The sequence below is a fragment of the Luteimonas rhizosphaerae genome (genome assembly GCF_002849595.1).
Classification (GTDB): Bacteria; Pseudomonadota; Gammaproteobacteria; order Xanthomonadales; family Xanthomonadaceae; genus Luteimonas; species Luteimonas cellulosilyticus.
This window is the reverse complement of record NZ_NRQR01000005.1, coordinates 140,105-156,043: the sequence shown is the minus strand read 5'-3', so window position 1 is coordinate 156,043 and position 15,939 is coordinate 140,105. Positions and strand designations below refer to the sequence as shown.

16 protein-coding genes and 1 pseudogene are annotated in these 15,939 nt (G+C 70.0%); 8 read left to right on the top strand and 9 right to left on the bottom strand.

The window, feature by feature from the left end; genetic code table 11:
* Positions 1 to 4: 4 nt before the first annotated feature.
* Genes CJ022_RS03040 through CJ022_RS03030 form a run of 3 tightly spaced genes read right to left on the bottom strand, consistent with a single transcriptional unit; the run spans position 5 to position 2,192 of the window.
* Positions 5 to 1,405: an NAD(P)(+) transhydrogenase (Re/Si-specific) subunit beta gene (locus CJ022_RS03040; protein ID WP_101925220.1), complete on the bottom strand. Its 1,401-nt coding sequence runs from the start codon at positions 1,403 to 1,405 to the stop codon at positions 5 to 7.
* Positions 1,402 to 1,896, bottom strand: coding sequence for a hypothetical protein (locus tag CJ022_RS03035; RefSeq protein WP_143703866.1), 495 nt, complete (start codon positions 1,894 to 1,896; stop codon positions 1,402 to 1,404). The genes CJ022_RS03040 and CJ022_RS03035 overlap by 4 nt, the downstream gene beginning before the upstream one ends.
* Positions 1,893 to 2,192, bottom strand: coding sequence for an NAD(P) transhydrogenase subunit alpha part 2 (locus CJ022_RS03030; RefSeq protein ID WP_101925218.1), 300 nt, complete (start codon positions 2,190 to 2,192; stop codon positions 1,893 to 1,895). The genes CJ022_RS03035 and CJ022_RS03030 overlap by 4 nt, the downstream gene beginning before the upstream one ends.
* 232 nt (positions 2,193 to 2,424) lie before the next feature.
* Here CJ022_RS03030 and CJ022_RS03025 point away from each other — a divergent pair, with 232 nt between their 5' ends.
* Genes CJ022_RS03025 through CJ022_RS03015 form a run of 3 tightly spaced genes read left to right on the top strand, consistent with a single transcriptional unit; the run spans position 2,425 to position 3,830 of the window.
* Entirely contained in the window at positions 2,425 to 2,976 is a 552-nt protein-coding gene (locus tag CJ022_RS03025) for an RNA polymerase sigma factor (protein WP_101925258.1), read from the top strand.
* A complete protein-coding gene (locus CJ022_RS03020; RefSeq protein WP_233198573.1) occupies positions 2,973 to 3,368 on the top strand; it encodes a hypothetical protein in 396 nt (131 codons plus the stop codon). The genes CJ022_RS03025 and CJ022_RS03020 overlap by 4 nt, the downstream gene beginning before the upstream one ends.
* 3 nt (positions 3,369 to 3,371) lie before the next feature.
* Positions 3,372 to 3,830: a DUF3106 domain-containing protein gene (locus CJ022_RS03015; protein WP_233198572.1), complete on the top strand. Its 459-nt coding sequence runs from the start codon at positions 3,372 to 3,374 to the stop codon at positions 3,828 to 3,830.
* A 3-nt stretch (positions 3,831 to 3,833) separates the two neighbouring features.
* On the opposite strand, the gene CJ022_RS03010 is transcribed toward CJ022_RS03015, so the two are convergent.
* The 3 genes from CJ022_RS03010 to CJ022_RS03000 all read right to left on the bottom strand — a co-directional run bounded on the left by CJ022_RS03010 (position 3,834) and on the right by CJ022_RS03000 (position 9,585).
* Positions 3,834 to 4,934 (bottom strand): NAD(P) transhydrogenase subunit alpha, encoded by a 1,101-nt coding sequence (locus tag CJ022_RS03010; RefSeq protein WP_101925216.1) that lies wholly within the window; start codon positions 4,932 to 4,934, stop codon positions 3,834 to 3,836.
* Positions 4,935 to 4,974: 40 nt separating this feature from the next.
* Positions 4,975 to 7,128, bottom strand: a complete 2,154-nt coding sequence (locus CJ022_RS03005; RefSeq protein WP_143703865.1) for a DUF1631 family protein — start codon at positions 7,126 to 7,128, stop codon at positions 4,975 to 4,977.
* Positions 7,129 to 7,191: 63 nt separating this feature from the next.
* Positions 7,192 to 9,585, bottom strand: coding sequence for a DUF1631 family protein (locus tag CJ022_RS03000; RefSeq protein ID WP_233198571.1), 2,394 nt, complete (start codon positions 9,583 to 9,585; stop codon positions 7,192 to 7,194).
* An 84-nt stretch (positions 9,586 to 9,669) separates the two neighbouring features.
* Between CJ022_RS03000 and CJ022_RS16660 the strand changes: the two genes are divergently transcribed.
* Genes CJ022_RS16660 through CJ022_RS02990 form a run of 3 tightly spaced genes read left to right on the top strand, consistent with a single transcriptional unit; the run spans position 9,670 to position 11,798 of the window.
* Positions 9,670 to 10,251 (top strand): nitroreductase family protein, encoded by a 582-nt coding sequence (locus tag CJ022_RS16660; RefSeq protein WP_233198576.1) that lies wholly within the window; start codon positions 9,670 to 9,672, stop codon positions 10,249 to 10,251.
* A complete protein-coding gene (locus tag CJ022_RS02995) occupies positions 10,248 to 11,189 on the top strand; it encodes a 5'-3' exonuclease (RefSeq protein WP_101925213.1) in 942 nt (313 codons plus the stop codon). The genes CJ022_RS16660 and CJ022_RS02995 overlap by 4 nt, the downstream gene beginning before the upstream one ends.
* A gap of 48 nt (positions 11,190 to 11,237) precedes the next feature.
* Positions 11,238 to 11,798, top strand: a complete 561-nt coding sequence (locus tag CJ022_RS02990) for an NUDIX hydrolase (protein ID WP_101925212.1) — start codon at positions 11,238 to 11,240, stop codon at positions 11,796 to 11,798.
* Positions 11,799 to 11,853: 55 nt separating this feature from the next.
* On the opposite strand, the pseudogene CJ022_RS02985 reads toward CJ022_RS02990, so the two are convergent.
* The 3 genes and pseudogenes from CJ022_RS02985 to prmC all read right to left on the bottom strand — a co-directional run.
* A pseudogene (locus CJ022_RS02985) lies at positions 11,854 to 12,072 on the bottom strand (alkylphosphonate utilization protein); the annotation flags it as partial.
* A 31-nt stretch (positions 12,073 to 12,103) separates the two neighbouring features.
* A complete protein-coding gene (gene pip, locus CJ022_RS02980) occupies positions 12,104 to 13,045 on the bottom strand; it encodes a prolyl aminopeptidase (RefSeq protein WP_101925210.1) in 942 nt (313 codons plus the stop codon).
* Positions 13,046 to 13,081: 36 nt separating this feature from the next.
* Positions 13,082 to 13,948: a peptide chain release factor N(5)-glutamine methyltransferase gene (gene prmC / locus CJ022_RS02975; RefSeq protein ID WP_101925209.1), complete on the bottom strand. Its 867-nt coding sequence runs from the start codon at positions 13,946 to 13,948 to the stop codon at positions 13,082 to 13,084.
* A 62-nt stretch (positions 13,949 to 14,010) separates the two neighbouring features.
* On the opposite strand from prmC, the gene CJ022_RS02970 reads away from it, so the two are divergent.
* Positions 14,011 to 14,880, top strand: a complete 870-nt coding sequence (locus CJ022_RS02970) for an alpha/beta hydrolase (protein WP_158238332.1) — start codon at positions 14,011 to 14,013, stop codon at positions 14,878 to 14,880.
* 331 nt (positions 14,881 to 15,211) lie between these two features.
* Positions 15,212 to 15,775, top strand: a complete 564-nt coding sequence (gene ahpC / locus CJ022_RS02965) for an alkyl hydroperoxide reductase subunit C (RefSeq protein WP_101925207.1) — start codon at positions 15,212 to 15,214, stop codon at positions 15,773 to 15,775.
* Positions 15,776 to 15,939 lie beyond the last annotated feature (164 nt).

The following is a 15,939-nucleotide window of genomic DNA, read 5'->3' as shown; positions in this document are numbered from 1 at the left end:
ACGCTCAGTGCCCGCCGTCGAGCGCCTTGAGTTCGCTGACCAGCGCGCCCGCCACCTCCGCACCGTCGCCGTAGAGCATGCGTGTGTTGTCGGCATAGAACAGCGCATTCTCGATGCCGGCGAAGCCTGTGCCCTTGCCGCGCTTGATCACGATCGTGTGCTTCGAGTCGACGACGTCGAGAATGGGCATGCCGTAGATCGGGCTCGCCGGATCGGTCTTCGCGACCGGATTGACCACGTCGTTGGCGCCGATCACCAGCGACACGTCGGTGTTGGCGAACTCGGGGTTGATGTCGTCCATGTCGGCGATCAGGTCGTAGGGCACGCCCGCTTCGGCCAAAAGCACGTTCATGTGCCCGGGCATGCGGCCGGCGACCGGATGGATCGCGAACTTCACCTTGACCCCGCGTTCGGCCAGGCGCTGGGCCAGCTCCCAGATCTTGTGCTGCGCCTGCGCGACGGCCATGCCGTAGCCTGGCACGATGACCACGCGCTCGGCGAAGGCCATCATCGCGGCCACGTCGCCGGCTTCGATCGGTGTCTGCGCGCCGGTGATCGCCTGCGCCTCCCCCGACGCGCCGCCGAAGTTCGAGAACAGCACGCTGACGATCGAGCGGTTCATCGCCTTGGCCATCAGCCGCGTCAGCAGGATGCCGGCCGCGCCGACCATCATGCCGGCGATGATCAACGCTTCGTTGCCGAGCACGTAGCCTTCGAACGCGACGGCCAGACCGGTCAGCGCGTTGTACAGCGAGATCACGACCGGCATGTCGGCGCCGCCGATCGGCAGCGTCATCAGGACGCCCAGCGCCAGCGCGGCGACGAAGAACGCGACGATCGCCGGGACGCCCAGCGCATGGAGCACCCAGCCGCCGAGCGCGATCGCCGCGGCGAATACCGCGAAATTGAAGACCTGCTGCCCCGGGAACGTGTAGCGCTTGTCCATGCGCCCGTCGAGCTTGGCCCAGGCGATGACCGACCCCGACAGCGCCACCGCGCCGATCAGCGCCCCCAGCAGCGCCAGCACCAGTGGCACGCGGCCAGGGGCGGCGCCCTGCTGCGACCAGCGCAGCAGTTCGACCGCACCGATCGCCGCCGCCGACCCGCCACCGAGGCCGTTGTACAGCGCGACCATCTGCGGCATGTCGGTGATCGCGACCTTCTTGCCGGAGATCCACGCGATCGTCGTGCCGATCGCGGTCGCGGCGAGGATCAACGGAATGTTGTGCAGGTCCGGGAGGAAAAACGTCGCGAAGGTGGCGATGACCATGCCCAGCCCGGCCCAGCGGATCCCGCTGCGTGCGGTCTTCGGCGACGCCATGCGCTGCAGGCCCAGGAGGAACAGCGTGGCGGCGACCAGATAGCTGGTCTTGACCAGGAGATCGAGCACCTCGAGGCCGCTCATGCGCGGTCTCCCAGCGCCAGTCCCGGATGCCGGTCGAGCCGATGGTGCTCGCGCATCTCGATCGCGGTCTTCAGCATTCCCAGCAGGCCCAGGCCCAGCGCCAGCAGGCCTAGCGACAGCTGGTGCACCACACTCGTTCCAGCCAGATACGCCCCGGCCAGGCCGGCCGTCATCGCACCGAACGTGTACGCCGCTAGCACGACCAGCATCCACCGGCCCATCACCGGGTTCTGCCAGACCTTGCGCGACAGGTCGTTCTGGGTCCTGGACGGATCCTGCAACGAGGACAGGCCGATGCCGATCCCTGCATACAGCAGGACGTGGTTCCAGTCGCCATAGGCGAGCGACACCCCGCCTCCCGGGTTGGACAGAATCGCAACGACCGAGCGGACCGCATAGCCCACGGCGATCAGCATCATCGGGTACTGCAGATAGCTCAGTATTTGGAACACATCGCGCGCGCTGGGCCCCGCGCGTCGCGCGGCACTCATCGGCCGGCCTCCGGCTTCTTCGACGAGCGGAACATCTCCAGCATCCGCTCGGTCACCACGTAGCCGCCGGCCGCGTTGCCGGCCCCCATCAGCACGGCGACGAAGCCGATGACCTTTTCCAGCGTGGTCTCGGCGTGGCCCAGCACCACCATCGCGCCGATCAGCACGATGCCGTGGATGAAGTTGGAGCCCGACATCAGCGGGGTGTGCAGGATCACCGGCACGCGGGAGATGATCACGTGGCCGGCGATCGCCGCCAGCATGAAGATGTACAGCGCCACGAACCCGTCGAGCATCGCCTACCCCTTCCCGCCCCGTGAATCCGCATCATAACCATCGGTGAACGCGACGCCAGCGCGTGGCGCCGGGTCGCCCGGGTGTGTCAACCGCAGCAGGGACGGCGCGTTGACCCCTGCATTCCCGCGCTGGCGACAACGATTCCCGATGGATGGCAGCCTTCCCCGACATGTCGACCCCATGCCCGCGCCGATGCGCGCGCACGGTAGGCTGGCGGCCGTGAACCTGCCGATGCCAACACCCCGCGCCGTCCCGGGCGATCCTGCGCCGACGGCGCCGGAGACCCTCGAAGCGTTTCTGGGCAGCGTCGAGCGACGCGCCTTCCGCTTCGCCGAGCTCGGCCTGCGCCATCGCGACGACGCACTCGACGCGGTGCAGGATTCGATGATCAAGATGCTGGGGTATCGCGACCGCCCCGCGACGGAATGGACGCCGCTGTTCTGGACCGTGCTGCGCAGCCGGATCATCGACGTGCAGCGTCGGCGCAAGTTCCGTCTGAGCTGGCTCGGCGATACCACGACGTCGGATGGTGAGGACATCGACTGGACCGACACCGGTCCGGATCCGTCCCGTCACCATGACGGGCGCGAGGCATGGAGCCGGATCGCGGACGCCCTGCGCGCACTGCCGCGTCGCCAGCGCGAGGCATTCACGCTGCGCGTGCTCGAGGAATTCGATGTCGAGACCACCGCGCGCATCATGGGATGCAGCGCGGGCTCGGTGAAAACCCATCTGTTCCGCGCCCGCGAGGCGCTGCAGACCCAACTGGAGGACTTCCGGTGAATCCGCACCACGATCCATCGCTGGACCCGGACGCCGCGTCCGACGCCACGCTTCGCACGCTCTACCACGACGCCCAGACGCATCTGTCCGGCGCCACGACCGCGCGCCTGCACCAGCGTCGCCATGCGGCGCTGCAGTCGTCCACGCGCCGGCGCGGCTGGGGCCTGCCATTGGCGGCCAGCGTCGCAGCGGTGTGTGCACTCGCCGTCGGACTGCAGTTCACGATGCCGGCCGAACAGGCAGCGGCGCCGCACGAACCGAGCGTGGTCATCGCCCAGGACAACATCGACACCGCCGATGCGGTCGACGACGCCGTGGCGGCCTACGACGAATCCCCCGACTTCTACCTGTGGCTGGCTGCGAACGAAGCCACCCTGCTCGCCGCGGAGTAATCCATGTCCATGCCCTGCTTCTTCTCCCGCCCGTTGCTGCTCGCGGCCGTGCTGACGATGGCGACGGCCGCCCACGCCGGACCGCCCGCTGCGACGACGGCGCCCTTGCCCGCGTGGGACCAGCTCGATGCCGCCCAGCGTGCACAGCTGGTCGCGCCGGTCCGCGAGCGTTTCAACAACAGCGATGCCGAAGGCCGGGCGAAGATGCTCGATCACGCGCGGCGCTGGGCGGCGATGACGCCCGAGCAACGCGTCAATGCGCGCCACGGCATGCACCGCTGGAAGAACCTGCCGCCCGAACAGCGGCATGAAGCGCGCGCGCTCTACGAAAAGCTCAAGACCCTGTCGGACACCGACCGCGCCGCATTGCGCGAGCGTTGGCGCGGCATGACGCCGGAACAGCGCCGGCAGTGGGCGGCGGACAATCCGCCGCCTGCGCCCTCGCGCGACCGCACGCCCTGAGGCTCAGGCCGTCGCCTCGCGCGGCGGCCAGACGGTCCTGGCCAGGAGCTCGTCGCTCCAGTCCAGCGCCAACGCGCCCTGGACCAGCAGCAGCTGCGCGAAGTTGTAGAGGTTGCGCGCGTACATCTCGCTGGCGTGCAGCGCACCCTGGCTCGCGAGATCGAGTGGACCGGCGACGGTCACCCCGTCCAGGTCCAGCGTTTCGCCCGGGCGGGTGGCGACGCAGTTGCCACCGGTTTCGGCCGCGAGGTCGACGATCACGCTGCCCGCCTTCATGCCGGCGACCATGTCGGCACTGATGATCTTCGGCGCGGGCCTTCCTGGAACCGCGGCCGTGCAGACCACGACGTCGATGCCCTTCAGATGCTCGGCGAGCCGCTGCTGCTGCAGGGCACGCTCGTCGTCGGTCAGCTGGCGCGCGTAGCCGCCCTCGCCTGCGGCGCTGACCCCGAGATCCAGAAAGCGCGCGCCGAGCGATTCGATCTGCTCGCGCGTTTCCGGCCGCACGTCGAAGCCTTCGACCTGCGCGCCGAGGCGGCGCGCGGTCGCGATCGCCTGGAGGCCCGCGACACCGGCGCCGACGATCAGCACTTTCGAGGGCCGGATGGTGCCCGCCGCCGTCGTCAGCATGGGAAAGAAGCGTGGCGCGAGCTGGGCGGCGATCAGCACCGCCTTGTAGCCGGCCATGCCGGCCTGCGAGCTGAGGATGTCCATGGCCTGCGCGCGTGTCGTGCGCGGCAGGCGTTCGAGCGGGAACGCGACCAGCCCCGCCGCCCGTATCGCATCGGCGCGCCCGGCCTCGGCTTCCGGCTGCAGCGCGCCGACGACGATCGCGCCGTGCTTGAGCGCGCGCAGGGTGCCGGCCGGCGGCGACTGCACGCACAGCACCACATCGGCCTGCGCCAGCGCGGCCTCGGCGTCGTCGACCAGGGCGCCGCCCGCCTCTACGTATGCCGCATCCGGGAAACCGGCACCCGTGCCGCAGCCGCGTTGCAGCTGCACGCGGGCGCCAGCGGCGATGAACTTGCGGCAGGTCTCCGGCGTCATCGCGACCCGGCGTTCGCCGGCCGCGGTCTCACGCGCCACTCCAATGATCACGGCCACCCGGTGCTCCTTGTGCCAGCCGGAGCAATCCTAGCGCGGATCAGCCGGACGACCGCGCGTGTCGGGCCATGTCCTGCAACGCGGCGCCGACCGCGCCGCCGCCCGGACGCGGCTGCAGACTGCCGTCGCGGATCATCGCGCGCAGTGCCGAGGGCGCGAGTAGACGCTCTTTGGTCCCCGAGGCATTGACCAGGAGACAGGCGCCGGTCAGCGGACTGCACCAGGCCAGGCGCAACTGGCGGCCCGGCCCGTCGACGCCGGGCTGGATGAAACGCTGCCCTTCCACGATTTCGGGCGTGTCGGCGCCGCGCGCGTCCGCGGCCGCATCGAGCACCGGCGCATCCTCCGCCACGTCGTCGTCGCCTGCGAGGGCGATGACTTCGCTGATCCGGCGCGTCGACGTCGGACTCGCGAGTTCGGCGACCAGCCCCGCGATCTGCTGTTCGAGCGTCGTCTCGTCCAGACCGCACTGCTGGCAACAGGTGCGCAGCGCCGGCAGGATCGCCAGCAGGCGGTCGGCGACCTCCGTACCGGCCGCGCCCGCCGCCAGGCTGTCGGTGCCGACCAGCGCATCGCCGAGCCCGCGGATCTCCTCGTAACGCGGCGAGTCCGGTCCGTCGCGCAGCCAGGTCTGGACCAGCGCCTGGCGCCACTGCGCATCGAGAAAGCTGGCCACCGCCCCGGTGACCGGCCGGCCATCGAGGCACGCGCGCAAGGCCGCGTCGGCATCGCGCCGCGCGGCACCGAGGCGTTCACGCCCACGGATCGCCTGCCAGGTGCGGCGTTCGTTCGCCTCCGCGCGCCGTCGCGCCGGTGCGAGCCCGGCGTCGATCTGCGCGAGCCCGCGGGCGAACACCGCCGTGTCGCCATGCGCAGCGGCCACGACGGCGTCGGCGATCCGGTCGCCGAGGACGTGCAGCTCGTCCTCCTCGGCGGCACCGTCCCACAGCGTCAGCAGCTGGCCGAGCAACGCCATCGCCGGCGGCGGCGGGTCGTCGAACAGGCGCGGATCGTCGAGCGCGAGGTAGAGATAGGGCAAGGTCATGATCGCGAGGCGCTGCTGCGCAGAGTCGGTCAGCAGATGCCCGGCCGCGAGCGCGTCGAACAGGCGGCCGACCAGATCGATCGCGTCGTCCTGGTCCGGTGTCAGGCCGACATCGCGCTGCTCGATGCCGAGCTGGCTGGCGCCGGCATACAGCCCGGCGCGCATGCGCGAGCCGTGGCGCGCGCCGGGTCCGGGCAGGCGACGATCGGCCTGCAGCAGTCCGAGCGTCGACATGAATTCTTCCTGGCGGAACAGCCGCGCGGGCGCGACCCGGTCGCCCTGCGCCGTCGCGCGCACGCGCCGTGCATGCGTGCGCAGCAACGCCCCGCGTGGCCCGTCGCCGGCAGGCGCACCGCCCGTCATACTGCGCTGCCACGACGCGCCGGACGGCGCGATCGCGTTGCCGCGCTCCCAGACCTGGCCGTGGCCGCTGGCGACCAGCGAGACGTGATCGTTGCTGCTCGCCATCGCATGGCCGGTATCGGCCAGCCGCGCATTGCACCACTCGTACAGGGTGCCGAGATGCGTCTCGAGCAGCAGCTCGTAGCGGCGCAGCAGCGCACGCCGCAGATCCGGACTGCAATCCTGCACGGTGAACGCTGCGAGGAAGGCATCGACGAGATGATGCGCGGCCAGCGGATTGGTCGGGCGCTGCGCGAAGCCCAGCTGCGCCGCCAGGGACCACAAGCGTTTGTCGATGATGTCGCGGACATAGGCGAACCGCTTGTCCAGCGCCTCGGCGACGGGCTGTCCGATCAGCTGGGCCTGCAGCTCGACATCGGACACAAGCGAGTAACCGGTCTGCGCACGGGCCACTGGCGCATGCGGCCATGCGGCGAAGATCTCGCCGAGCGATTTCTGCCAGCGCTGCTCGTGTTCGATCAGTTCGGCAGCGAGGATCGTCAGATTGGTCAGCGACTCGCCTGTGCCTTCCGGCGGCTGGCCACCGGTCTGCAGCGCCGTCAGGCGCGCGCGTTCACCGCGCAGCGTTTCGCCAAGCAAGGGCACCAGACGGGCCACGGCTTCCCGGCGCAGCATGTCGACGACCTGCGCCGGGCCCGCGTCACTGCGCGGGCTGCCGCCAGATCCATCGAATGTCTGCACTTCGGGCATCGCGCCCACCCCGCACCAGTAAAGTTCGCGGGACAATACCGCATGCGGTCACGACGAGTCTTGCCGGACGCGGACTCGCGGGCGACCGTCGCCGAGGACTCAGCCGGCGACGTCGCGGAGCGGCGCCGGATCGTTGGCGGCGTTGAGCTGCTGCCACACCTGCTTCATCGCTTCGTCGAACGGCGCGTCGACGGCGCGGATTTCCACCCGTCCGTTGCCGACCAGTGCCGCCAGCTCCTCGGGCGAGACGACCATCTTGCGGACACCGCGCCGGTTGACGATCAGGAGCCGCGCCGTCAGGGGGCTGATCCACGCGACGCGGGCCGCCGATTCGCGGCCGTGTTCGTCGACCAGACGCAGGCCCTGCCCGACGCGCAGCTGCCGCATGCGCGCGGCGATCGTCGGGTCGAAGTCCAGTGCGCCGGTGCCGCCGGCGACCTGCAGCACGGGCGTGACCTCGTCGTCGACGGCGTCCTCGGTCAGCTGCGGCACGTGCACCTTGCGCGGCGTATCGGGCATCGCCAGTGCGGAGATGATCCGCGCCAGCGCATCGCGCGCCGCGTTCGCATCGAGGCCGCAGCTCGTGTAGCACTCGCCGAGCGGGACCTGCAGCGCGAGCAGCTCGTCGGCGACGGCGCCGCCGCGTGCCAGCGCCGCATCCGCGTCGACCTGCAGCATCGCGTCGCCGACACCGATCGCCGCGAGGTGACGTGCGGAATCGGGCCCGTCGCGCAGCCAGGTCTGGGTCAAATGATGGCGCCAGTGCCGGTCGAGGAAGCCGGCGACCGCGGAGGTCAGCGGCCTGTCCTGCATGCGCGACCCCACCAGGCCGTCGGCGCTGCGGCGGGCCTGCTGGAGGCGCTCGCGCCCGTGGATCGCTTCCGCGGCGCGGCGCTCGGCCACGTCGGCGCGACGACGCTGCTGGTCGAGGCGCTGGCGCAACTCGGACGCGGCCAGGTCGAAGACGGCCTGGTCGCTCTGGTATTCCTCGACCACGCGATCGACGATGCGGCTGGCGTGATCGAGCGTGTCGCGGTCCTGCGGCGTGTCGCCGGCATTGCCGTCGCAGGCCTCCGTGACCGCGTCCAGCAGCTTGCGGGCCGGATGCGCGCGCTGGTTGAACATCGAATCGTCGGTCAGCGCGACCTTCAGATACGGCACGACGAGGCGCCCGTAGATGTCGCGCGCCTGCTGCAACAGGTCGTTCGCGTCGAACAGCGCCTGGAACAGGATGCCGACGAGATCGATCGCGTCCTCGTCGTTACGGCTCAGCGGCGTACGCGCCGGATCCACGCCGAGCTCGCGCAGGCCGCGCAGCAACTGGTCGCGGATCACGTCGGCCAGTTCGCGGCGGTCTTCGCCGACCAGCGCGCGCGCATAGGGCGCCGGGTCGTCGTTCTGCAGCATCGTCGTCACGCTGAGCAGCTGCGAGACGCTCAGGACGTTGCCACCCTCGCCGGCGGCGCTGGCGGTATCTGCACCGGCGGCTGCCTCGGTGGCAGCGGCCTGACCGGCGTCGCGGCGCTCGCGCCAGCTGTGCAGCTGCTCGCGGACGATGTCGCGATAGGCATGGATGGGCGCGGTCTCGGTCGCGCCCTGTCCGTGCGCGGCCAATACCTGCATCAGCCCGGACGACAACGGGCCGTAGGGCACGTGCCCGGACGATCCGTCGCGCCCGCCATCGGCGCCGGCGGCGGGCGCATGTGCGACGACGCCACCATCGGGCATCCAGGTGTCATTGCCGCCGTCGACGGACGCGCTCGGCGCCGCCGCATTGTCGGCAACGCGTGCTGCGCCGCGGTGCACCGGTTGGGCACGCGCGGGTGCGGGCTTCGACGACGCGCCGATCGCCGCGGCATCGAGCGAGGCGTTGGTCTTGGCGTAGAGCTCGCCGAGGATCGCCGGCAGGCGCTTGTCGAACTGCTGGAAGACGGTGGTACGCAGACCGGGGGGCAGCTCGTCGGGCTCGAACAGGCGCATGAACGCCATGACCGGAACCTCCGGCCGCAGCGGGTTGGCGTGCGCGCCGCGAATGCCCAGCCGACCGGCAAGCGCGAGCAGCCGTTCATCGAGTGCGGCCAGGGGATGCAGGAACTGGTGATCCATCAGTTCCACGATCTGCTGGGCCGCCAGATGGACCTCCAGCTCACCCTCGGACATCAGGCTCAGCGATGCGCGGACCTCGCGCTCGCTGCTGTCGGCCAGCCAGCGGTCGAATTCGGCTTCGATCGACTTGCGGAATCGGGTCGCCAGTTCCAGCGCGCGGTGGCTCAGATCGATCACCGCGACCCGGTCTTCCTGGGCCGCCATGTAGTCGTGCCCGGCCAGCGCGGCCAGGCGGACCTGCTCTTCGATCGAGCTCCAGAATCCCGACAGCACCCCACCCAGCGCGGTGACCGCGTCGTGGCGCAGCGTCTCGAGCACGCGCTCGGCGCCTCGCGCATGCGTCGGGTGCGAACCGGGAGACACGCCGATGTCGTCGTTGTGCGTCATGTGGAGGAATTCGGGGGAACGGGGCAGACTGCCCCGTGCATAAGATTCCGTAAGCCGTGTAGCAGGACTGTGACCAGACTCCCAATTCATCACTATGAAGGCCTCGCGGCGCTCGATGGGCGCCGTTCCGTGCCGGCCTCCCAGCTCGGTGCGCCCGGGCCCGACGACGCGACGCTGCTGCGCATGCTCCGCACCGCCTCGCGCGTCCCCGACCATGGCAAGCGGGTGCCGTTCCGGTTCATCCGCATTGCCGGCGCGGCGCGCGACCGGCTGGGCGCCCTCAGCGAGGCCCGCCTGCTGGAGCGCGAACCCGACGTCGGCGACGGTGCGCGCGACAAGGCGCGGCAGCGGTTCTCGCAGGCGCCGGTGGTCGTCGCGGTCGTCGCGGTGCTCGACGGGGACGACGCCAAGATTCCGGAACAGGAACGCCTGCTGACGGCGGGCTGCGTGTGCTTCGCGCTGCTGCAGGCCGCGCAGGCACTCGGCTTCGGCGGCGTGTGGCTGACCGCCTGGCAGGCCTACGACGCGACCATCCGCGCCGCGCTCGGCGTCGGCGCCCAGGAACGCATCGCCGGCTTCATCCATCTGGGCACGCCGCAGGTGACGCCCCCCGAGCGCGACCGTCCCGATCCGAGCGCGCTGCTGACCGACTGGACCGGCACATGAGCGCCCAGGCCGCGGGCAGTCCGGCGCGGGCGCCGGCGCCGCCGCTGGTCCTCGTCGACGCCAGCCTCTACGTGTTCCGCGCGTGGCATTCGATGCCCGACGAGTTCCAGGATGCGGACGGGTGGCCGACCAGTGCGGTGCACGGCTTCGCCCGTTTCATCGCCGAGCTCATCGAGCGCGAGCGGCCCGGCCACATCGCGATCGCCTTCGACGAGGCGCTGGACAGCTGCTTCCGCAACCGGCTCTACCCGGCCTACAAGGCGAACCGGCCGCCGGCGCCGGATGCGTTGCGCCGGCAGTTCGCGCACTGCAAGGCGCTGTGCCGCGCGATGGGCCTGATCGTCCTCGCCGACACCGAATACGAGGCGGACGATCTGATCGGCAGCGCCCTGCACGCCGGTCGCGCGCGCGGACACCGCGGCGTCATCGTGTCGGCCGACAAGGACCTGTCGCAACTGCTGCAGGACCAGGACGAGCAATGGGATTTCGCCCGCGGCGTGCGCTGGCGCGCGGACGGCGTCCGCGCTCGGCACGGCGTCGAGGCGCACCAGATGGCGGACTACCTCGCGTTGTGCGGCGATGCGGTCGACAACATCCCCGGCGTGCCCGGCATCGGCAGCAAGACGGCGGCGAGCCTGCTGCATCACTTCGGAACGCTCGACGCATTGATCGCGCGCGTCGACGAGATCCAGTTCCTGCGCTTCCGCGGCGCCGGCCAGGCCGGCGCCCGGCTGAAGCTGCATCGCGACGCCGCACTGCTGTTCCGGCAGCTGACGACCATCGCCTGCGATGCGCCACTCGGCGACGCGGCGCAGGGATTCGCGCGGCGCAGCGGCGATGGCGAGGCGTTGCTGGCGCTGTGCGACGCGCTGCGCTTCGGGCCGCTGACCCGGCGCCGCCTGCACGCCGCGGCCGGGTTGCCGTACGCGCCGTTCTGAGGCCGCGTCGTCGCCGCATTCGTCACGCACCGGCGTTAGCATCGCGGCATGACCAATTCCGACAATGCGCAGGATGCCGAGATCCTGCATCAGGGTGACTGGCTGCGGCTGGTGCGCCGTGGCAAATGGGAGTCGTGCGAGCGCACCCACGGCCGCGACGGTCTGGCGGTGCTCGTCATCGCGGTGACGCCGGACGACGAGGTGCTGTTCGTCGAGCAGTTCCGGGTGCCGCTGGGGGCGAAGACCATCGAGATGCCCGCCGGCCTGGTCGGCGACGATCACGACGAGGACTCGCTCGAAGACGCCGCGCGGCGCGAGCTGATCGAGGAAACCGGCTGGTCGCCCGGCCGCGTCGACGTGCTGCTGATCGGACCGACGTCGTCGGGCATGAGCAACGAACGCATCGCGTTCGCCCGCGCGCTGGATCTGACCCGCGTGGGCACCGGTGGCGGTGTCGGCGACGAGAACATCACGGTCCACGCGGTGCCGCGCCGCGACGCGCCCGCGTGGTTGATGCGCAAGCACGCGGAGGGCTACGAGCTCGACCTGAAACTGTGGGCCGGGCTGTGGATGGTCGACCACAATCCGGACGGATCGCCGGCGGGCTGATTCCACGCCTCCGTCGCGCGCCCGTACGCGCCTGCAGCGCGACGACGCCGGACCGCTAGGCCTTCTTCAGGAACTCGGTCCGCAGCACCAGACCCTTGACCTTGTCGACATTGCACTCGATCAGGCCGGCATCGTCGGTCAGGCGGATGTTGCGGACCAGGGTGCCGCGCTTGAGGGTCACGCTGGTGCCTTTGACTTTCAGGTCCTTGATCAGCGTGACCGCGTCACCGTCCGCGAGCACGGCGCCGTTGCTGTCCTTGACCACGAGGGTGTCGTCGTCGCTCATGGGTCGTCCTTCGTCGCACTCAGGCGAACGCGTCGGTGGCGCGCACCAGCGCGTCGATGTTTTCCGCCTCGAATGCGGAGTGGCCCGAAGCCGGCGTGATCACCAGCTGCGCCTTCGGCCAGGCCTGGTGCAGGTCCCACGCGTTCTGCACCGGGCACACCACGTCGTAGCGGCCGTGGACGATGACGCCGGGAATGTCGACGATGCGATAGGCATCGCGCAGCAGCTGGTCGTCGACTTCGAAGAAGCCGCCATTGACGAAGTAGTGGTTCTCGATCCGCGCGAAGGCGAGCGCGAATTGCGCATCGGCGTGGCTGTCGGCGAAATCGGCGTCGACGTGCAGGAAGCTCGTCGCGCCCTCCCACACGCTCCAGGCGCGCGCAGCGGCCAGCCGCGTCGCTTCGTCGTCGCTGGTCAGGCGCGCGTGGAAGGCGGCGATCAGGTCGCCGCGCTCGGCGTCGGGAATCGCCGCGACGTAGTGCTGCCAGGCTTCCGGGAACAGCCGCGACGCGCCGTCCTGGTAGAACCATTCCAGCTCCCAGCGGCGCAGCATGAAGATGCCGCGGAGCACCAGTTCGGTCACGCGGCGCGCGTGGGTCTGCGCGTAAGCCAGCGCCAGCGTCGATCCCCAGGAGCCGCCGAACACCTGCCACTGCTCGATGCCGAGATGCTCGCGCAGGGTCTCGATGTCGGCGACCAGATCCCAGGTGGTGTTGTCGACGAGATCGGCATGCGGCGTGGAGCGGCCGGCGCCGCGCTGGTCGAACAGCACGATCCGGTACTTGGACGGGTCGTGGAAGCAGCGCATCTTCGGGCTGCACCCGCCGCCCGGGCCACCGTGCAGCAGCACCACCGGCTTGCCCTTCGGATTGCCGCTCTGCTCGTAGTAGAGCGTGTGGCGACCGTCGACGGCGAGCATCCCGGTGTCGAAGGGTTCGATGGCAGGGTAGAGCTGTCGCATGCACGTGAATCCGGTCAGTGACGAGGCGGCATTCTATCAGCCCGGTTTCGAGGCCCCATCCGACGCGGCAGAGATCCGACCGAGGGTGACGCGCTCGTGCTGCGCGAGATCGCGTGCGGTGTCCACCGCGTCGAAACCGTGCGCACGCAGCAGCGCGCGGATCGCCTCGCCCTGCGCGAAACCGTGTTCGAGCAGCAGCCAGCCGCCAGGGGTCAGATGCGCCGGCGCGCCGGCGACGAGCACGCGGATCGCATCGAGCCCATCGGCGCCCGACGCCAGCGCCGAAGGCGGTTCGAAGCGCAGATCGCCCTGCTGCAGGTGCGCGTCGTCGTCGGCGATGTAGGGCGGATTGCTGGCGATGACGTCGAAGCGTTCACCGGCGAGCGGCGCGAACCAGTCGCCGGCACGGAACACCACATGCGCCAGATCGTTGGCCTGCGCGTTGGTACGGGCGACGTCGAGGGCGCCGGCGCTGGCATCGGTCGCGACGACGGCGACGTCGCGTCGCTCGTGCGCGACGGCCAGTGCGATCGCGCCGCTGCCCGTGCCGAGATCCGCGAACCGGACGCCCGGTGCGCGCGGCAGGCGCGCCAGCACCAGCTCGACCAGCCGTTCGGTTTCGGGGCGCGGGATCAGCGTGTCGGCGGAGACCGCGAGGTCCAGCGACCAGAACCCGCGGCGGCCGGTCAGATAGGCTACCGGTTCGCCGGCGACGCGGCGTTCGACCAGTGCACGGAACCGCGCCGCCAGTGTCGGCGATGCGGCATCGCCGGCGTGTGCGAACACCCAGCTCTGGCCTTCGCCCGCGGCATGCGCGAGCAGCCAGCGGGCGTCAACGGGATCGATCCGGGTGCCGGCGTCGCGCAGCAGCGCATCCAGCGAAGGGGGGGGCGACGTATCCATGACTTCACATCGTAGCCGCGCCCGTGCGCGGCATGGTGCCTCCCCGTCCACGCGAGCTTCCCATGCGCCGTTCTCTCCGCCTGCTCTTCGCCACCCTGCTGGCGCTGCTCGTCTCCGGTTGCCAGAGCGCCTTCTTCGGCGTCGTCAACCGCAATTCATCGCAGCCCGACGCGACCGCCGTTTACGACCCGGCGCGTCAGCTGTCGCTCGATGTCTACCGTCCGCAGGCACCCGCGGCGGATGCGCCGGTCGTGGTGTTCTTCTACGGCGGCGCCTGGCAGCACGGCACCCGCGGCCAGTACCGCTTCGTCGGCAGCCAGCTGGCCAAGCATGGTGTCGTCGCCGTCGTCGCCGACTACCGCACCTGGCCTGCGGCCGGATTCCCGGCGTTCATGGGCGACGCGGCAGGCGCGGTGCGCTGGACACGCGATCACGTCGCGACCCATGGCGGTGATCCGCAGCGCATCTTCCTGGCCGGGCATTCGGCCGGGGCGCAGATCGCCGCGTTGTTGGCGACCGATCCGCGTTACCTGCGGGAGATCGGGATGGCGCCGACCGACCTCGCGGGCGTGGTCGGCCTGTCGGGCCCCTACGATTTCGTCATCAGCGGCGAGCTGGAGGCGATCTTCGGCCCGCGCCAGCAATGGCCGGACGCGATGGCGCTGCGGTTCGTCGATGGCGACGAGCCGCCGTTCCTGCTGATCCACGGCGATGCGGACCGGACCGTGGGCGTGCGCAACAGCGTCGATCTGGACGCTGCCCTGCGTCGCAACGGCATTGCATCCAACCTGCTGCGCCTGCCGGACGGCAACCACTTCATCACCGCAGCCGCGTTCTACGACCCCGCGCGTGCGCCGGCCGTGCTGCCCGCGGTCCTCGGATTCGTCGGCGCGGACCCTGCCGCGACCGAACCGGAACCGCAGACAAAATGAAGGCGGCCGAAGCCGCCTTCAAAAATTCCGTGACACGTGTGGGAGGGAGGTACGGACACGGAACCCGGTCGCGGCCTGGGCCGCGTGGAGGACGTCGCGAACCGCCAGCGTCCTCCCTTGCACCCGATATTGCTGCAGCGCAGCAGGCTTTGCAAGACCGCCCTGAAACCGGTTTCGCGGCCCTAGATCATTCGGTTTGATAGCCTGAACCTATCGATAGAATTCTTCTTATCAATTTTACATATCGATAGATCCGGCCTAATCTCGTCCTCAGCCGATCACCCGGCCCGGCGGTCCCCCTCGACCGTTCCCGTCATGTCCAGGAGTTTTCATGTCCCTCATCAACACCGAAGTGCAGCCGTTCAAGACCACCGCATTCCAGAACGGCGAGTTCATCGAAGTCAGCAACGAGAGCCTGAAGGGCAAGTGGTCGGTCCTGATCTTCATGCCCGCCGCCTTCACCTTCAATTGCCCGACCGAAGTCGAGGACGCAGCCGACAACTACGCCGAGTTCCAGAAGATCGGCGCCGAGGTCTACATCGTCACCACCGACACGCACTTCTCGCACAAGGTGTGGCACGAGACCTCGCCGGCCGTCGGCAAGGCGCAGTTCCCGCTGGTCGGCGATCCGACCCACCAGCTGACCAACGCGTTCGGTGTACACATCGCCGAAGAAGGTCTGGCGCTGCGCGGCACCTTCGTCATCAATCCCGAAGGCGTGATCAAGACCGTCGAGATCCACGACAACGCGATCGCCCGTGACGTCACCGAGACCCTGCGCAAGCTCAAGGCCGCGCAGTACGTCGCCGCCAACCCGAACGAGGTCTGCCCGGCCAAGTGGAAGGAAGGCGAGAAGACCCTTGCCCCGTCGCTCGACCTCGTCGGCAAGATCTGATCCGCGACACCGTGGTCGCGATCCCTGGATCGCGGCCGCATCCGCCCCCATCCCGCTGTACGCGGATGGGGGTGAACCGGAGCCGGCAGTCCGTTGCCGTCTGCGGTTCACCCCTCTCCCCCCTGTCCGGATGCGTCGTCTCACGATGCGTCACGGGCGACTCA

Coding starts and splice junctions, on each gene's coding strand:
- pip (WP_101925210.1), bottom strand. CDS start 13,045: ATGCGACAGCTCTACCCTGCCATCGAACCCTTCGACACCGGGATGCTC.
- CJ022_RS02970 (WP_158238332.1), top strand. CDS start 14,011: ATGCGCCGTTCTCTCCGCCTGCTCTTCGCCACCCTGCTGGCGCTGCTC.
- ahpC (WP_101925207.1), top strand. CDS start 15,212: ATGTCCCTCATCAACACCGAAGTGCAGCCGTTCAAGACCACCGCATTC.
- CJ022_RS03015 (WP_233198572.1), top strand. CDS start 3,372: ATGTCCATGCCCTGCTTCTTCTCCCGCCCGTTGCTGCTCGCGGCCGTG.
- CJ022_RS03025 (WP_101925258.1), top strand. CDS start 2,425: ATGCCAACACCCCGCGCCGTCCCGGGCGATCCTGCGCCGACGGCGCCG.
- CJ022_RS03030 (WP_101925218.1), bottom strand. CDS start 2,192: ATGCTCGACGGGTTCGTGGCGCTGTACATCTTCATGCTGGCGGCGATC.
- prmC (WP_101925209.1), bottom strand. CDS start 13,948: ATGGATACGTCGCCCCCCCCTTCGCTGGATGCGCTGCTGCGCGACGCC.
- CJ022_RS02995 (WP_101925213.1), top strand. CDS start 10,248: ATGAGCGCCCAGGCCGCGGGCAGTCCGGCGCGGGCGCCGGCGCCGCCG.
- CJ022_RS03035 (WP_143703866.1), bottom strand. CDS start 1,896: ATGAGTGCCGCGCGACGCGCGGGGCCCAGCGCGCGCGATGTGTTCCAA.
- CJ022_RS03040 (WP_101925220.1), bottom strand. CDS start 1,405: ATGAGCGGCCTCGAGGTGCTCGATCTCCTGGTCAAGACCAGCTATCTG.
- CJ022_RS03000 (WP_233198571.1), bottom strand. CDS start 9,585: ATGACGCACAACGACGACATCGGCGTGTCTCCCGGTTCGCACCCGACG.
- CJ022_RS02990 (WP_101925212.1), top strand. CDS start 11,238: ATGACCAATTCCGACAATGCGCAGGATGCCGAGATCCTGCATCAGGGT.